General features: G+C 67.4%; 19 protein-coding genes. 9 read left to right on the forward strand and 10 right to left on the reverse strand.

The features are described from left to right. The first annotated feature begins 22 nt into the window (after nt 1-22). A complete protein-coding gene (locus LKD76_RS26260) occupies nt 23-1405 on the forward strand; it encodes a dihydrolipoamide acetyltransferase family protein (protein ID WP_227984088.1) in 1383 nt (460 codons plus the stop codon). Between the two features lie 21 nt (nt 1406-1426). On the opposite strand, the gene LKD76_RS26265 is transcribed toward LKD76_RS26260, so the two are convergent. Continuing rightward, the gene (locus LKD76_RS26265; protein WP_227984089.1) at nt 1427-1870 is read right to left on the reverse strand and encodes an acyl-CoA thioesterase; all 444 of its coding nucleotides are present in this window, start codon (nt 1868-1870) and stop codon (nt 1427-1429) included. Between the two features lie 369 nt (nt 1871-2239). Here LKD76_RS26265 and LKD76_RS26270 point away from each other — a divergent pair, with 369 nt between their 5' ends. The 3 genes from LKD76_RS26270 to LKD76_RS26280 all read left to right on the forward strand — a co-directional run bounded on the left by LKD76_RS26270 (nt 2240) and on the right by LKD76_RS26280 (nt 4950). Then, on the forward strand, nt 2240-3502 hold the full coding sequence (locus LKD76_RS26270; protein WP_227984090.1) for an MFS transporter: 1263 nt from the start codon (nt 2240-2242) through the stop codon (nt 3500-3502). A gap of 10 nt (nt 3503-3512) precedes the next feature. Then, nucleotides 3513-4088 (forward strand): TetR/AcrR family transcriptional regulator, encoded by a 576-nt coding sequence (locus LKD76_RS26275; RefSeq protein WP_227984091.1) that lies wholly within the window; start codon nt 3513-3515, stop codon nt 4086-4088. A gap of 73 nt (nt 4089-4161) precedes the next feature. After that, nucleotides 4162-4950 (forward strand): oxidoreductase, encoded by a 789-nt coding sequence (locus tag LKD76_RS26280; protein WP_227984092.1) that lies wholly within the window; start codon nt 4162-4164, stop codon nt 4948-4950. 3 nt (nt 4951-4953) lie between these two features. On the opposite strand, the gene LKD76_RS26285 is transcribed toward LKD76_RS26280, so the two are convergent. Beyond that, nucleotides 4954-6384 (reverse strand): MFS transporter, encoded by a 1431-nt coding sequence (locus LKD76_RS26285; RefSeq protein ID WP_227984093.1) that lies wholly within the window; start codon nt 6382-6384, stop codon nt 4954-4956. 56 nt (nt 6385-6440) lie between these two features. Here LKD76_RS26285 and LKD76_RS26290 point away from each other — a divergent pair, with 56 nt between their 5' ends. Further along, nucleotides 6441-6950: a MarR family winged helix-turn-helix transcriptional regulator gene (locus tag LKD76_RS26290; RefSeq protein WP_227984094.1), complete on the forward strand. Its 510-nt coding sequence runs from the start codon at nt 6441-6443 to the stop codon at nt 6948-6950. 7 nt (nt 6951-6957) lie between these two features. Here LKD76_RS26290 and LKD76_RS26295 read toward each other — a convergent pair whose 3' ends face one another. The 4 genes from LKD76_RS26295 to LKD76_RS26310 form a co-directional block, all read right to left on the reverse strand. Beyond that, nucleotides 6958-7278 (reverse strand): hypothetical protein, encoded by a 321-nt coding sequence (locus LKD76_RS26295; RefSeq protein WP_227984095.1) that lies wholly within the window; start codon nt 7276-7278, stop codon nt 6958-6960. 137 nt (nt 7279-7415) lie between these two features. After that, a complete protein-coding gene (locus LKD76_RS26300) occupies nt 7416-8828 on the reverse strand; it encodes an NAD(P)(+) transhydrogenase (Re/Si-specific) subunit beta (RefSeq protein WP_227984096.1) in 1413 nt (470 codons plus the stop codon). Between the two features lie 3 nt (nt 8829-8831). Next, nucleotides 8832-9161, reverse strand: a complete 330-nt coding sequence (locus tag LKD76_RS26305; protein WP_227984097.1) for an NAD(P) transhydrogenase subunit alpha part 2 — start codon at nt 9159-9161, stop codon at nt 8832-8834. Continuing rightward, complete coding sequence (locus tag LKD76_RS26310; protein WP_227984098.1) at nt 9161-10303, reverse strand: Re/Si-specific NAD(P)(+) transhydrogenase subunit alpha; 1143 nt, start codon at nt 10301-10303, stop codon at nt 9161-9163. Before LKD76_RS26310 ends, LKD76_RS26305 begins: the two co-directional genes overlap by 1 nt. 251 nt (nt 10304-10554) lie before the next feature. Here LKD76_RS26310 and LKD76_RS26315 point away from each other — a divergent pair, with 251 nt between their 5' ends. The 3 genes from LKD76_RS26315 to LKD76_RS26325 are packed head-to-tail and all read left to right on the forward strand — an operon-like array spanning nt 10555 to nt 12519. Further along, nucleotides 10555-11025 carry an HIT domain-containing protein gene (locus tag LKD76_RS26315; protein WP_227984099.1) on the forward strand — a complete coding sequence of 157 codons (471 nt, stop codon included), beginning with the start codon at nt 10555-10557 and terminating at the stop codon, nt 11023-11025. Then, nucleotides 11022-11861, forward strand: coding sequence for a maleylpyruvate isomerase family mycothiol-dependent enzyme (locus LKD76_RS26320; RefSeq protein ID WP_227984100.1), 840 nt, complete (start codon nt 11022-11024; stop codon nt 11859-11861). Before LKD76_RS26315 ends, LKD76_RS26320 begins: the two co-directional genes overlap by 4 nt. Before the next feature lie 7 nt (nt 11862-11868). Beyond that, the gene (locus LKD76_RS26325) at nt 11869-12519 is read left to right on the forward strand and encodes a Type 1 glutamine amidotransferase-like domain-containing protein (RefSeq protein ID WP_227984101.1); all 651 of its coding nucleotides are present in this window, start codon (nt 11869-11871) and stop codon (nt 12517-12519) included. Here LKD76_RS26325 and LKD76_RS26330 read toward each other — a convergent pair whose 3' ends face one another. The 4 genes from LKD76_RS26330 to LKD76_RS26345 all read right to left on the reverse strand — a co-directional run bounded on the left by LKD76_RS26330 (nt 12520) and on the right by LKD76_RS26345 (nt 15169). Beyond that, the gene (locus LKD76_RS26330; RefSeq protein ID WP_227984102.1) at nt 12520-13041 is read right to left on the reverse strand and encodes a hypothetical protein; all 522 of its coding nucleotides are present in this window, start codon (nt 13039-13041) and stop codon (nt 12520-12522) included. Nucleotides 13042-13201: 160 nt separating this feature from the next. Beyond that, nucleotides 13202-14095 (reverse strand): alpha/beta hydrolase, encoded by an 894-nt coding sequence (locus tag LKD76_RS26335; RefSeq protein WP_227984103.1) that lies wholly within the window; start codon nt 14093-14095, stop codon nt 13202-13204. A gap of 64 nt (nt 14096-14159) precedes the next feature. Further along, a complete protein-coding gene (locus LKD76_RS26340) occupies nt 14160-14780 on the reverse strand; it encodes a TetR/AcrR family transcriptional regulator (RefSeq protein ID WP_227984104.1) in 621 nt (206 codons plus the stop codon). Nucleotides 14781-14836: 56 nt separating this feature from the next. Then, on the reverse strand, nt 14837-15169 hold the full coding sequence (locus LKD76_RS26345; RefSeq protein WP_227984105.1) for a winged helix-turn-helix transcriptional regulator: 333 nt from the start codon (nt 15167-15169) through the stop codon (nt 14837-14839). Nucleotides 15170-15236: 67 nt separating this feature from the next. Between LKD76_RS26345 and LKD76_RS26350 the strand changes: the two genes are divergently transcribed. Then, complete coding sequence (locus LKD76_RS26350) at nt 15237-15563, forward strand: YciI family protein (RefSeq protein ID WP_227984106.1); 327 nt, start codon at nt 15237-15239, stop codon at nt 15561-15563. The last annotated feature ends 8 nt before the right edge of the window (nt 15564-15571 follow it).

A 15571-nucleotide genomic window follows, 5' to 3' on the forward strand; every position in this document is an offset into this window, starting at 1 on the left:
GCATTGCAGACAGAGGTGCCCGTTGGAAGACCCCGCAGTGGACGACAACAACCACATTCTCGAGTTCCGCCTCCCCGATCTGGGGGAGGGTTTGACCGAGGCCGAACTCATCTCGTGGTCGGTGGCCGTCGGCGATTCCGTCGAACTCAACCAGACCATCGCCGAGGTGGAGACCGCCAAGGCCCAGGTGGAACTGCCGTGTCCGTTCTCCGGCCAGGTCGCCGAACTCCTGGCGCAACCGGGCGATACGGTCGCGGTCGGCGCGCCGCTGATCCGGGTGCGTAGCGACGCGGTGGTCGACGATGCCCCGTCGGCCCCGCAGACTCGGCAATCGGTTCTGGTCGGATACGGCCCCGAGGGTGAGGCGCCCACTCGACGGCGTCGTCCGGCGTCGAAAAACGGTACGAGCGCGCCATATTCCGAGGGGGCGACCGAATCGATCCCACCGGAATTTCCCGGCCGCCCGCCCGCCACTCCGGCCGCCCGGCAGCTGGCCCGCGAACTCGGCATCAACATCGCCTTCGTGGCCGGCTCCGGTCCGGGCGGCGCGGTCACGGTCGAGGATGTGCGCCATGCCGTGCCGGTCTCCCAGCCGCCGCGGCGCGCGAAGGGCGAGGAGGAGTCCGCCGACATACCGCGCCCCACGGCCCCACCGGTGCCGACCATGCGCCCCGACGGCGGCATCATCCGGCCCACACCGAGCGAACGGGAGACACGCACTCCCGTCAGCGGGGTCCGTAAGCGCATCGCCGCGGCCATGACCGCCAGTGCGCGCACCATTCCGCAGGCCAGCGCATTCGTCACCACGGATTTCACCGCGTCGATGGAACTACTCGACCATCTGCGCAGCACCGATTCCTTCTCCGGACTGTCGCTGACCCCGCTGGCACTGGTCGCGAAGGCGATGCTGGCGGCCGTCGCCGAGTTCCCGGGAATCAACTCCTACTGGGACGAGGACGCCAAACAGATCGTCACCAAGCACTACGTCAATCTCGGGATCGCGGTGGCGACCGAACGCGGGCTACTGGTGCCCAACATCAAGGAGGCGCAGTCGCTGAGCCTGCGCGATCTGTGCCGGGAGATCGGCTGGCTGGCGGATGTGGCCCGGGCCGGTTCGGCGACGCCGGCCGATCTGCGCGGCGGCACCTTCACCATCAGCAATGTCGGCGTATTCGGTGTCGACACCGGAGTGCCGCTGGTCAATCCGGGCGAGGGCGCGATTCTGTGCCTGGGCTCGATCCGTAAGCGCCCGTGGGTATATCGCGACGAACCGGCCATCCGCTGGATCACCACCCTGGGTGTGAGCTTCGATCACCGCATGATCGACGGCGAACTGGGCGCCCGGTTCCTGTCGACGGTCGCCTCACTGCTCGAGGATCCGCTGACCCTGCTGGGCCGGGTCTGATCCGGGCGCCACGCGACCGCGTTATTCGGCGGTGGTCACCAGCGCGGCGGCGGCGGTCCGGATGACCGCCGGGATCTCGACGGATGTGCGGGTCTCGTTGTCGACGTAGACGTGCACGAAGGATCCGGTGGCGGCCAGTTCGAGCGATTCACCGTCCTCGTCGAGCACCCGGAAGATGGCCAGCTCGTAGGTGATGCTGGAGCGACCGAGGCGACTGACGCGCAGGCCCACCCGCAGCTGATCCGGAAAGCTCAGCGACCCCAGGTACCGACAGGACGTCTGCGCCACCACGCCGATCGCCGGCAGTTCCCGGATATCGGTCCCGGTGGCCGCCATCAACCAGGCATTGACCGCGGTATCGAAGTACGAGTAGTAGGTCACGTTGTTGACGTGGCCGTAGTGGTCGTTGTCGGCCCATCGGGTCGGCACCGGCCAGAGCACCGGATAGTCCTGCTGTGTGGTCACCGGCACGACACTAGCGGCCGCGGCGGGCCGCGCGCGGCGGCAGCCCGGGTACCCACGAGGCCGGCCATCGAGCACAGCGGTGAACCCGGAAGGCCGCCGAAACGTGTCGGTGGAAGGTCATACACTCGGATTCGAACCGGTTGAATCCGGGGCTCGTGCGGTCACGTCGACGATGCCGTGGCCGCTCGGGACAACGGGGAGCCGCCGGCCGGGGCCGGCACCGTCGGACCGACGACGCTTCGACGACCTCTCCACTCCGGATTCGAACCGGCCGGACGGGCACCGGCGAGAGTTTGGCCGCCAACGGTATCCGAGCCGCCGGGCGCGGGGTGCGCACCACGAACGGTGGCCGCCGGTACCGTCGAACCGATGGAGTCGGCGGTGGAGGTGACGTGCCGCGGGCAGGTCGCCCGTCGCGCGCGCGGGGCGGTCTTCGCGGTGTTCGCGGTGAACGGGTTCCTGGCCGCGATGTGGGTGGCGCACATTCCGGCCGTCACCGATCGCACCGGGGTCTCACACGCCACGCTCGGGTTGCTGATCCTGGTGATGGCCGGTAGCGGCATCATCGGGATGCAGGCGGCGGGTCCGCTCGCCGATCGGTTCGGCAGCCGGATGTTGGTGGCAGCGGCCGTCACCTGGCTGTCGCTGGCCGTGCTGGGGCCCGCATTCGCCACCGGCCCGGTGCAACTGGCCGTCGCCCTGGCCCTCTTCGGTTGCGCCAACGGCGCGTTGGATGTCTCCATGAATGCCCAGGCCGTGCAGGTCGAGCAGGTATACGGCCGCCCGATCATGGCGGCGTTCCACGGCCTGTTCTCCTGCGGCGGTCTGGCCGGTTCTCTCGCCGGCGCCGCGGCCATGCACGCGAACGTGGATATCCGGGCCGGATTCGCGATCGCCGCACTGCTGGGCCTGGTGGTGATGGCGGCGAGTGTGCCGAATCTGCTCCCGCGCCTTCCGGCGGTCTCCCGCGTCGAGGCACCGCCGGATCCGGCCGCCGCCGACCAGGCGGCGGCCCTCGTGCCCGCGGCGCCGATAGCGCACCGGATCCGGATGTGGTTGCCGCGCAACGTTCTGGCGCTGGCGGCGATCGCCTTCGCGCTGCTGATGGCGGAGGGCGTGGCCAACGACTGGAGCGCGTTGCAGACTCACGAGCATCTCGGGGTCGCCGATGCGACGGCCGCCCTGTCGTTCGGCGCGTTCTCCACCGCGATGACCATCGGACGCTTCGGCGCGGATCGGGTCAGCGGACGGTTCGGACGGGTAGCCCTCGTCCGGTGGGGTTCGGTACTCGGCGCCGCCGGCCTCGCCGTCGTCATGATCTCGCCATGGCTGCCCCTGAGCCTGGCCGGCTGGATTCTCGCCGGCCTCGGCCTGGCCGGTGGTGTTCCCCAGATTTTCACCGCCGCGGGCAATCTCGGCACCAGCACCGCCGCGACCGATATGTCCAAGGTCTTCGGCCTCGGCTACCTGGGCTTTCTCGCGGGCCCCTCGGTCATCGGCTGGCTGGCCCAGCTCACCTCGCTCACTGTCGCCTTCACCTTCCCCTTCCTCGCGGTACTCCTGTGCGCCTGGTTCGCTCCCACGGTCGGCGCGGGAGAACCGATTCTTGACCTACAAGACAAAAACTCCTAGAGTTCGACATATGGGCAGACCGCGCAACTTCGACACCGACACCGTCGTGGATCGGGCGATGGACGCGTTCTGGTCCCACGGCTACGCCAACACCTCCCCGGCGCAGCTGGCCGAGGCCACGGGAATCGGAAAGGGCAGTCTGTACAACACGTTCGGCAGCAAACGGGAGCTGTTCGAACGAGCCCTGGACCGATACGACCGAATGGGCGCGGAGCTCGCCGGCGACTTCATGTCGCGCCCCGGCACGACCCGCGAACGCATCGGCGACTTCATGCGGTTTCTCGTGGATTCCGATGTCGCACAACCGATTCGGCGCGGCTGCCTGGCGGTCAACACCGCTACGGAATTCTCCGGGACCGACCCCGGGATCACCCGTGCCGTACGCATCATGCAGGGACACACCACGGCCGCCCTGGCCGCGCGGATCGATCAGGGCCGGCGTGACGGCGATGTCGCGGCGGAGACCGATCCGCAGGCCGCCGCGGAGTTCCTGATGAACACCATCGCCGGCCTGCGGATCATGGCGAAGACCAACGAGGTGGCGATCCTGCACCGCATCATCGATACCGCGCTCACCACCCTCTGAATCCGACGGACCGCCCCGCGGTCCTTTTTCACACCCTAATTTTTGACCTGCAGTTCAAGAAGGGACATCACTCATGGAACTCGGACTCACCGGCAAGACCGCCGTCGTCACCGGCGCGAGCCGCGGCATCGGACTGGCCGTCGCCGAAGCCCTGACCGCCGAGGGCGTCGCGGTCGTCGGGGCGGCCCGCACCGTCACCCCGGAACTCGAAAAAGCAAGTGTCGCCGCCATTTCGGCCGATCTCAGCCGACCCGAGGGGGTGTCCACCGTGATCGACGCGGCGCTGCGCGAACTCGGTGGCATCGACATCCTGGTCAACAATGTCGGCGGCGGTGATGCGGACCGCCTCGGCCTGGGCGGATTCCTCGATGTCACCGACGCGCAGTGGCGAACCCTGTTCGACCTCAACCTGTTCAGCCCCATCTGGGCCACCCGCGCGGCGCTGCCCAGCCTGCTGGAGCGCCGGGGCTCGATCGTGAATATCTCCTCGATCAACTCGCAGCTGCCCGCGGCCGGCCCGATCGGCTACAGCGAAGCCAAGGCGGCACTCACCGCATTGAGCAAGCGCCTCAGTGAGGAACTGGCCCCGCGCGGCGTGCGCGTCAACACCGTCTCCCCCGGCGTGGTCGGTACCCCGCTGTGGCGCGATCCGAACCGCTTCGGCGGAAGACTCGCCGCCGCCCAGGGGATCTCCCACGACGACCTGCTGGCCGGGATCAGCGAGAGCTTCGGCATCGCGTCGGGGCGGATCTCGGAACCCGAGGAGGTGGCGGCCCTGGTCACCTTCCTCGTCTCCGAGCGCGCCGCCAATATCGTCGGCGCCGACCATGTCATCGACGGCGGCACCGTGAAGACCGTGTGAGCCTCAGCGCTCGTGCTTGTGCCGCAGGCCGTTACCGAACGCGACGGCCGCGGCCAGCCACGCGCCGACACTGAGGACCGCGAAGCTGATCACATAGGCGTGCAGCGACGGGACCCCGGTGTGACCGATGGTGAGGGCGCTCAGGATCGATGCGGTGATCGCGCCGGCGATACTGCCGCCGGCGGTGCGCACCAGCGAGTTGATCCCGCTGGCGATCCCGCTCTCGCTCATCGGAACATGCTGGACGGCAAGGGTTCCCAGCGCGGCATAGCCGATACCGAAGCCGATACCCTGCAAGGTGTTGGAGATGACCATGTCGTAGCCGTGCGCATTGGACAGCGCCAGCCATCCGGTGGCGGCACCCGCGAAAGCCGCACCGATGGCCAGGGTGTAGGCGGGCCCGATGCGGGCGACGATCCGGCCGGTACGGAACGAGAAGAAGGTCATCAGCACCGAACTGGGGATGCCGTAGAGGCCGACCGCCAGCACCGAACCGGACAGGCCGTATCCCACCTTGTCGGCGGGAGTCTGCACGAAATTCGAAATGAGCGTGAAGGATCCGAACATCGCGAAGCCCAGCAGCGCCGAGGCCAGATTCGCCGACAGCGAGCGCGGCCCGACCAGCAGCGGTAACCGCACCAGCGGCTGCGCCACCGTCGACTCGACCAGAATCCAGCTCACGCACAGCACCGCGGCCGCGACGAACAGTCCGATCACACTGCCCGCACCCCAGCCCCAGCGCGGGCCCTCGCTGATCGCCAGCAGCAGACAGACAAGCAGCGCGGCCAGCAGCGCCGCGCCCAGATAGTCCGGCTGCCCGCCGTGGCGCTGCCCCATATCCTTGGCGCTCACCCCGACCAGCACGGTAGCGACGACGGCCAGCGCCGCGGTCATCCAGAACACCGGATGCGGATCGGTGGTCTTGTCGGCGATGACACCGGTCACCAGCATGCCGATGGTGCCGCCGACACCCATGGTCCCGCTGATGACGCCGATGGCGGTGGTGAGCCGCTCCCGCGGGAAACTGTCGCGAATAATGCCGATGCCCAGCGGAATCAGCGCCGACGAGGTGCCCTGCAGCGCGCGTCCGAGGATGTAGACGCCCAGCGAACCGGCCAGCGCGCAGATCACCGATCCGATGACGAGCAGCCCCATGCAGAACATCACCATCCGCTTCTTGCCGTACATATCGCCGAAGCGCGACAGCAGTGGCGTGGCGACGGCTCCGGTGAGCAATGCGGCGGTGAACAACCAGGTGACGCCCGCGACGTCGGTGTGCAGCTGGCCGATCAGCCTGGGCAGCAACGGAATCACCACGGTCTGCTGCAGTGAGACCACCAGCCCGGCCGCGCACAGCGCGAGCAGGGTCAGGCCCAGGTGGGAGGGTGCACCGGATTCGGTGGCGGTAGCTCGGCCGGTGACGGTCGACGTCATCTGTTATCCCTATCCTACTTACCTAACTTAAGTAAGTTGAGGAGTAGAATAGCGCTGTGCCGCGTTCCGAAGGAAGTCCCGAATCACTGGTCGACGCCGATTACATCGTGGAACTGGAGCGTGCCCTGACTCGGATCGCCCATCTGCTCACCCGGGTCAGACGCCACGACCGCACCGTGGCCGCCGCGGGTGTCAATCTCGACCGGGCGAATGTGCCGCTGTTGCGAATGCTCGCCGATGCCGACGGGCCGATGCGCATGGGTGAGCTGGCCGCCTGCCTCGATGTGGAGGCGCCGCACGTCACCCGTCAGATTCAGCGACTGGAACGGGCAGGGTACGTCGACCGCATCGCCGATCCCGACGATCGCCGCGCACAGCGGGTCCGCATCACCGGCGAGGGCCGGGCGACAGTGGACGCGATACGGGCCGTCAGCCGCCGCTACATGCGAGAGGCGCTGGCGGACTGGACGAGTGAGGATCTGAGCCGGCTCGCCGCCTTGAATCACCGCATGGTCGACGACTTCCTCGCCGGCGCCGAACACGGGGACATGTTCGAGCGGCGCTGAACGCCGGTCAGTCGCGGCGCAGGCGATGTACCCGCACGGTGACCTCCGGCCACGGCGGGTTACGGATGACCGCGATCAGCGAGAGCGTCGTCGCCACCAGGCCGACGAAGATGCCCAGCAGGGCGATGGCGGTGTCGTCGGTGACAGCGTGCCAGCTCGCGGTACCCCCTTCGACCACGAACACCCCGAGCGGTCGTGACTGCCGGAATCGGCCGGCCGGACGCGTCACCGGGATGACCGTGACGCCGTCGGAGGTCTGATACGGCGTGCCGTAGACCGCCGCGTCACCGGCGACCGCGGGTAGATCGAACTGTTCACGAATTGTCATCGCGCCCCTTCCCCGTACTGCCGTCGATCTCGGAACCGCTCGGCGTTGTCGCCAGCGTAACCCGATTGTCCTCGCGAGAGGTTCCCGCCGACGACAACGGCCCGCGGCGAGTGATGCCGCGGGCCGTTGTCGATCGCTCAGAGCGCTTTGAGTTCCTCGGTGACGGCACCGACGGATTTCTTCGCATCGCCGAACAACATGGAGGTGTGGTCGGCGTAGAACAGCGGATTGTCGATACCGGCGAAACCGGAATTCATCGACCGCTTCAACACGATCACGCTGTGGGCCTGATCGACATTGAGCACCGGCATCCCGTAGATCGGGCTGGAGGAGTCCTCGCGGGCGGCGGGGTTGGTGACATCGTTGGCGCCGATCACCAACGCCACATCGGTGCGCGAGAACTCGCCGTTGATGTCGTCCATCTCCTTGAGCGCGTCGTAGGACACCTCGGCCTCGGCCAAGAGCACGTTCATATGCCCGGGCATACGACCGGCCACCGGATGAATCGCGTACTTGACCTCGACGCCCTTGGCCTCGAGCAGCGACGCCATCTCCTTCACCGCATGCTGGGCCTGGGCCACGGCCATACCGTAACCGGGCACCACGATCACCTGATTCGCGTACGCCATCTGAATGGCGGCATCCGCGGCCGAGGTGGCCTTAGCCTGCTTCTGCTCACCGCCACCGGCCGCGGCGGCACCGCCACCACCACCGAAACCACCGGCCACGATCGCCGGAATCGACCGGTTCATCGCCTTGGCCATCAGATTGGTGAGGATGGTGCCCGACGCGCCGACGATCATGCCCGCCACGATCATCGCGGTGTTGTTCAACGCCAGACCGGCCGCCGCCGCGGACAGACCGGTCAGTGCGTTGAGCAGCGAGATCACGACCGGCATATCCGCGCCACCGATCGGCAGCACGACCATCAGCCCGAGGACCGCGGCCAGCACCAGCAGCAGGATCATCCACCACCACGGCGCGCCGTCGGAAGTGGCGCCGATGCCGATCACCACGGCCGAGGCGATCGCACCCAGCACCAGCAGCAGGTTCAGCGGCTGCTGCAGTTTGCCCAGGCCGATCGGGCGGCCGGGCAGGATCTCCTGCAGCTTGCCGAACGCGATCAGCGAACCCCAGAACGAGATCGAACCGATGATCGCCGCGAACAGCGAGCCGATCACGATATGCACGTTCGGCTGCTCGCGCAGCTGCGAAAAGCCATGACTGTTCAAGAATTCCGACCACGCGATCAACGCGACGGTGCCACCGCCGACACCGTTGAACGCGGCCACCAACTGCGGCATCGCGGTCATCTTCGTGAACTTCGCCGGTGGAACACCCAGGGCCACACCCACAACCAGACCCGCGATGATGATGATCCAGTTCGTGGTGTCACGGATCGAGATGAACGTCGCGATGACCGCGATGCCCATACCGACCGCGGCGATCCAGTTACCCCGCACCGCGGTCTTCGGGCCGGTCAAGCCCATCAGGCCGTAGATGAACAGCGAGAACGCGACGATATAGAGAATATTGACCAGATAGTCCATCGGTTACTTACCCGCCTTCTCGCCCGACGGCGCACCGGCGGCGGGCTTCTTACCCTTGAACATGCCGAGCATCCGGTCCGTCACCACGAAACCACCGATCACGTTCAACGTTCCGAACACCACCGCCACGAACAAGATGATCTGTGTGACCACCGAGGGGTGCTCGATCTTGCCCAACGTCACCAGCGCGCCCAGCACCACGATCCCGTGAATGGCGTTCGTGCCCGACATCAACGGCGTATGCAACGTGTTGGGCACCTTGGAAATCACCGCGAAACCCACGAAACCGGACAGCACCAGAATCGCGATATTCGCCAGCAGTTCGGTATACATCAGCTCTCCCCCTCGGGGTCGGCGGCCCGGGCCGGCGCACCGGCCACACAAGAATCAGCCAGCACCTGGTCACCGAAATCGGGCTCGAGCTTCCCGTCGACCAGCATCAACTCCAGCAACGCCGCGATATTCTTCGAATACAGCTCCGACGCGTGCTCGGGCATCGTCGCCGGCAGGTTCAACGGCGAACAAATCGTCACGTCATGTTTCACCACGGTCTTACCCGGCTCGGTCAGCTCGCAGTTACCGCCGGTCTCACCGGCCAGATCCACGATCACACTGCCCGGCTTCATCCCCTCCACCGCCGCGGCGGTCACCAACCGCGGCGCGGGACGACCCGGCACCAACGCGGTGGTCACCACCACATCGAAACCCTTGATCGCATCCTCCAAAGCCTGCTGCTGCTGGACCTTCTCATCCTCGGTCAGCTCGCGGGCGTACCCGCCCTCACCGGCGGCGTCGATGCCCAGATCCAGCCACTGCGCACCCACCGACCGCACCTGATCGGCAACCTCCGGCCGCACGTCGTAACCGGTCGTGCGCCCACCCAGTCGCTTCGCCGTCGCCAGCGCCTGCAAACCGGCCACACCCACACCGAGTACCAGCACGGTCGCGGGCTTCACCGTCCCGGCCGCGGTGGTCAACATCGGGAAGAACCGCGTCGACTCCGACGCCGCCAGCAACACCGCCTTGTAACCGGCCACATTCGCCTGCGAGGACAACGCATCCATCACCTGCGCCCGCGAAATACGCGGAATCGCCTCTACCGCGAACGCCCGCACCCCCGCCTGCTCGAGCGCACCGATCTTGTTGTCGGCGTTACGCGGCGCCAGAAAACCGATCAGCGTCTGCCCGGGCGACAACTTCGCGATCTCGGCATCATCGGGCGGGGCCACCTTCACCACCACCTCGGCCTGCCACGGATCACCGATCACCGCACCGGCTTCCACATAGGCGCCATCGGGAATCAAAGCCCCCGCCCCGGCACCGGCCTCCACGACAACCTGCACGCCCTGCTTCAACAGGGCAGGGATGATCTTCGGCACCAACGCGACACGTCGCTCATCGGCGTTGCTCTCGCGAACCACGCCGACACGCGTCCCGCGCTGCGCGTCCGCGTCGGCGCTCTGCGTTGTCTCCACTGGTCAACTTCCTTACTTGTGACGGCAGGCTGGCCCCCTGTCATCCAGGTGGACCGCCTGTTATCGGTCTAGCCGAGCGGAACTTACTCTCCAGTAAGTTCTGAAATAATTCTCGCAACTGTACCCGGCAGGTCGGTGAGATTAGCTGAGATCAACATCACATCACGCCACCGGCTCTTCTCCCGAATGCCCCTCGCCACGGCCGAGGCGAGGGCTATGCGGCATGCCTTGTACGCCGTAATGTCTGATTGGTGAGTGGCTGTATCTTCTGCCGGATCGTGGCGGGCGACGCGCCTGCGACGCGGGTCTACGAAGACGAGCGGGTGTACGCGTTCCTCGACATCCGGCCGATCACGCGGGGCCACACCCTCGTGATCCCGAAAAGCCACGCCGCCCACCTCGACGACCTGGACGCCGATCTCGGCGCGGATCTGTTCCGGGTGGGCCACCGCATCGCAAAGGCGTTGCGGCGCAGCGATCTCGGCGCCGACGGCGCGAATCTCGTACTCAACGACGGTAAGGCGGCATTTCAGACGGTGCACCACGTCCATCTGCACGTGGTGCCGCGCCGGGGCGGCGACCTGTTCACCTTCGCGCGCGGATTCGTTGTGCGGCGCCTGCACGAACCGGTGGCCACCGCGGCCGCGATCCGCATCGGACTCGACCGCCTCGGCGCGGCGCCGGATCGACTCGACCAGACCGACAGGGAGACCCGTTCATGAGCACAGCGTCACTCGACCGCCCCGAATTGACCAGTGCCCTCTCCGACCAGTGGGATGCGCTCGCGGAACTGACCCGCGGGCTGGACGAGGATCGCTGGCGACTGCCCTCGCCGCTGCCGGGCTGGTCGATCTTCGATGTGCTCGCCCACGTCATCGGCACCGAATCGATGCTGCTCGGTGAGCCCCTGCCGCAGGTGGATGCCGAGGTTCGCGCCTTCGACCACGTCCGCAACGACACCGGCGCCATGAACGAGGTCTGGCTGGAATCGCTGCGCCCGTGGCGCGGCGAGGAACTATTGCGACGGTTCACCGAGGTGACCGACCGCCGCCGTGCGGCCTTGGCGGCGACCGACGACGCCGCCTGGGCGACCGAGATCCAGTCCCCCATCGGCCGCGTCCCCTACGGCCGGTTCATGCGGGTGCGGCTGTTCGACTGCTGGATGCATCAACTCGACATCACCGATGCGCTCGGTGGCGATCCGAAGGCGCTGGGCACCGACGAGGGCGGGCGGCGCGCGGAGCTCGCGGTGGACGAGATCGAACCTTTCCTCGGGCGTGTGGTGGTCAAGCGCGGCGGCGCGCCGGACGGCGCCCGGATCACGGTCGAGCTGACCGGGCCGGTCGCGCGCAACCTGCACATCCGTGTGGACGGTCGCGCGGAAGTCGTTGCGGCCCTGGATCGTCCGGCCGATGTGGTGATCCGGACGAGCTCGAGCCTGTTCGCCCGCCTCTGCGGCGGCCGCACCCGGGCCGATGCCCATCCCGGCGAGATCGAGATCGACGGCGACCGCGAACTGGGCACGCGTATCGCCGCCAACCTCGCCTTCACGATCTGATCTGCTCGTGCGGCTGTTCTTGTCCAGCTACCGATTCGGCGCCCACTACGACCGGTTCGCCGAGCTGGTCGGCGGCCCCGGCCGCATCGCGGTGGTACCGAATGCCTGCGATGCCTGGCCCCGCGCCTGGTCCGGCGCCGTGACCAGCGACCTGACTCCGTTGCGCCGCGCGGGATTTCGCCCCGAGGTCCTCGATCTGCGCGACTATCTCGGCCGCCCGGCCGAGCTCGAACGCGCGATCCGCGCGTTCGACGCGCTGTGGGTGCGCGGCGGTAACACCTTCGTGCTGCGTGCCCAATGCGCCCGCAGCGGTGCGGACGGGGTGCTGCGCACGATCCTGGCCGACGACGCGGTGGCCTATGCCGGCTACAGCGCCGGCGCCTGCCTACTCACCCCGGATCTGCACGGCCTCGAGGAGGCCGACGACCCCGCCGAGGTACCGGCCGCGTGCGGTATCGCGGCCCGTTGGGACGGTCTCGGCGTGGTCGATCGCGCGATCGTCCCCCACATCGATTCACCGGGTACCGATCCGGACGGTCACGGCAATCGACTGGCGGCCCGGCTGCGGGCGACCGGCATCGCGCATTGGGCACTCACCGACGACGACGCCGTTGTCGTCGACGGTGAGCGGACTCGGGTCCTGAGCCGATCGGATTAGCTATCGCGACGGACGGCGTCGGCACCAATTCCGATCGGACACGATCCGCCCGGCCCGGGACCCGAGAAATCGCGCGGAGGCGTCGGCGCCGTCGTCGGGCGCGGTCCGCCCGTCGGCCCGGTCCTCCGCGAGCAGAGCGAGCACGCCGGCACCGGCCAGCGCCGGATCCACCCGGTCGCCGGCGCCGAAGGTGCGGTACGCCAACGTCTCACAGAGCCGGTCGGTCGCCATCTCCACGACGGCGACCGGAAACAGCCGGCGCACCGCGGCCACCACGGTGAATCCGCGTCGCCAGCGCTGCATGGTGGCCGCCGTCATCGTCCCGTAGACGGTGTCCGGGCAGGCGATCCCGATCGCGGTGATCTCGTCGTCGCCGGCGACGTCGAGCAGCAGATCGCGGCAGCTGTACCAATCGGTCAGTACCGGCACCGGTAGCCGCCGAACCTGATCCGCACCCAGGTCGACGGTCACCGGGGCGACCGCGAACGTCGAGTTCCCGATGGCCATCGCCAGCACGGTCATGAGATCACCTCCCTCGCACGGCCAGTCCACGCCGATTCACCCGTCACCTCCGGCCGGGTCACCGAAACAGTGTCGGTGACTTCGGGGCCGATGGACAGGTTCACCCGGATGGCGTGCCGCCAAACACAGATTTCCTGCCTCGCAACGAAAGTAGGTCGATTCATCCGGTCGCGAGGCGTTCGGTCAAGAAGTCTCGGGCGGCTTCGGCGGCCCGGGAGAATTGATCGCCGTACACCGCGAAGTGCCCGCCGGGCACCAGCTCGAGGCGCTTCGGCTCCAATGCCCGCTCGTATCCGGTCAACGCCAGATCCGTCGGTGTGAGCGTGTCCTGTTCGGCGACCACCATCAGCAGTGGCGTCGGCGACACCCGGCGCAGGAAGGCCTCCGGCGCATAGGACTGGAAGTTGTCCACACTCGACAACGTGACCTCGTTACGCCAGCTCGGAATCTGCGGGCCGTTGGCCATCAGCCACTCGTAGACCTCGAGACCCGGCATGGCGACGAGTTCGGCCGGATCGTCGGAGGCCGCCTTGATCGTCTGGTGCGGTGTGCCCGCGGCGCGCGCCCGCCGATCGGCGGCAATCGCTTCCTGCACGGCGGGCATCATGGTCGGAGGCACCAGCCTGCTGAAGGTTTCCCAGCCATGGGTCAGCGGCACCTGGGACACCACGGCCTTGACCCGGCGATCGGTGGCGGCGACGACCAGGACGTGCGCGCCGGCATAGCTGGTGCCCCACACCGCGATTCGGTTCGGATCGATCCCTTCCAGGCCCTGGGCGAAGGTGACGGCATCGCGATAGCCTTCGATCTGCGCGCCCGCGTCGACCTCGTAACGCGGTTCACCGTCGGACGTGCCGAAACCGCGATGGTCGTAGACCAGACATGCCAGACCGGCGGCGGTGAACACCTCGGCGAAGGGGTGTACCCATTCCTTGACCCCCGCGAAGCCGTGCGTCATGACCACCAGGGCGGTATCGGAACCGGAGGCCTCGGGCCGGTAGAGCCAGCCACGCAAGGTCGCTCCGCGACTGGTGAATTCGACATCGGTACGCATCTCGCGCCCCACTTTCATTACGTCGTGTAACGCAATAGAAGGTACGGGCCACACCGATGTGACGTCAACCACACATTTGTCGATCGCCGCGATAGCCGACCGCGTCGAGTGCCGAACGAACCGTCCAACGCACCAGCTGTTCATCGATCGGCCCGAGGGTCGGGACGACCGCCCGGATCAGCATCGGTCCGGTGATCAGATCGCAGATCCACTCCGGATCGGTACCCGCCTCGATCTCCCCCCGAGCCACCGCTCGGTCGAGAATCGACGCCGTCGAGACCCGCCGAGGTTCGAGGAACTGGGCGTGAAATCGAGCCGCCAGATCCGGACTGCCCGACAGTTCCTCCAGGAGCCCGGGCAACGCGTTGCGCAGGACGGGATCGGTGAACAACTCCACCTGGTGGCGTTGAATGGCGAACATCTCCGCCTCGATCCCGCCCAGATCCTCGGCGCCGGGCCGCAACCCGAAGCGATCGACCAGCAGGGCCAGCACCAGTTCGGCGCGATCGGCGAAGCGCCGATACAGCGCCGGACGACTGGTCGCGGCCGCATCGGCCACCGCCTGCAGAGTGAGTGCGCCGTATCCGCGGTCGATGATCAGTTCCGCGGCAGCGGACAGCAGGGCCACATCCAGCCCGCGATCGCGGGGGCGACCCACCCGGCTGGGACCGTTGACGTCCGACATGGGGTCACAGTACCGAGATCCCATTCGCCCGAAATGAGGAAAGCCGCCGCGCCCACTCAGCCCGTGGTGATCCCCATCCGCTCGCACCGCTGCTCGCCCCACTCGTACAGCGCGGTGAGCACCGGGGTCAAACTCATTCCCTCCGGCGTCAGGTCGTATTCCACCCGGGCCGGCACGGTATCGAATTCGGTGCGCCGGATCAGACCGTCGGATTCCAGTTCGCGCAGCTGCTGAATCAGCATCTTCTCACTGGTCGAGGGCATCGCCCGGCGCAGTTGCCCGTACCGGCGCACCCCTTCCTTCAGGTGCGCCAGAATCACCGGCTTCCACTTCCCGCCGATCAGATCGACGGTGACCTCCACCGGGCAGAAGTACCGCCTGTCCGACACCGCGCTCACCTACTTACCGAAAAGTGCGTTCTTGTGACACTGTAAGCATCCGGCTTCCATTGGCAGCATGAAAGTCATCGCATTCGATCGGTTCAAACCGGGGGTCACCCTCGAGACCGTCACACCGCATCTTCCCGAAGAGGTCGCCAATGTCTGGCGCCTGTGGAAGGCCGGGATCGTGCGGGAGAACTACGCCCGGGCCGACGAGTCGGGCGTCGTGATCGTGTTCGAGGTCGGCAGCGTCGCCGAGGCGCGGCAATACGTGGAGGATTTCCCGTTGTCCAAGAAGGGCTTTCTGGAATGGACCTACCTCCCCGTGACCGCCCCGCTTCCGCTCGAGGCACTGATGGACCCCTCGGTCGACACCGCCGAACCGTACGACCGGACCAGGTGAGAAGGACA

It is taken from the genome of Nocardia spumae, assembly GCF_020733635.1.
Lineage (GTDB): Bacteria > Actinomycetota > Actinomycetes > Mycobacteriales > Mycobacteriaceae > Nocardia > Nocardia spumae.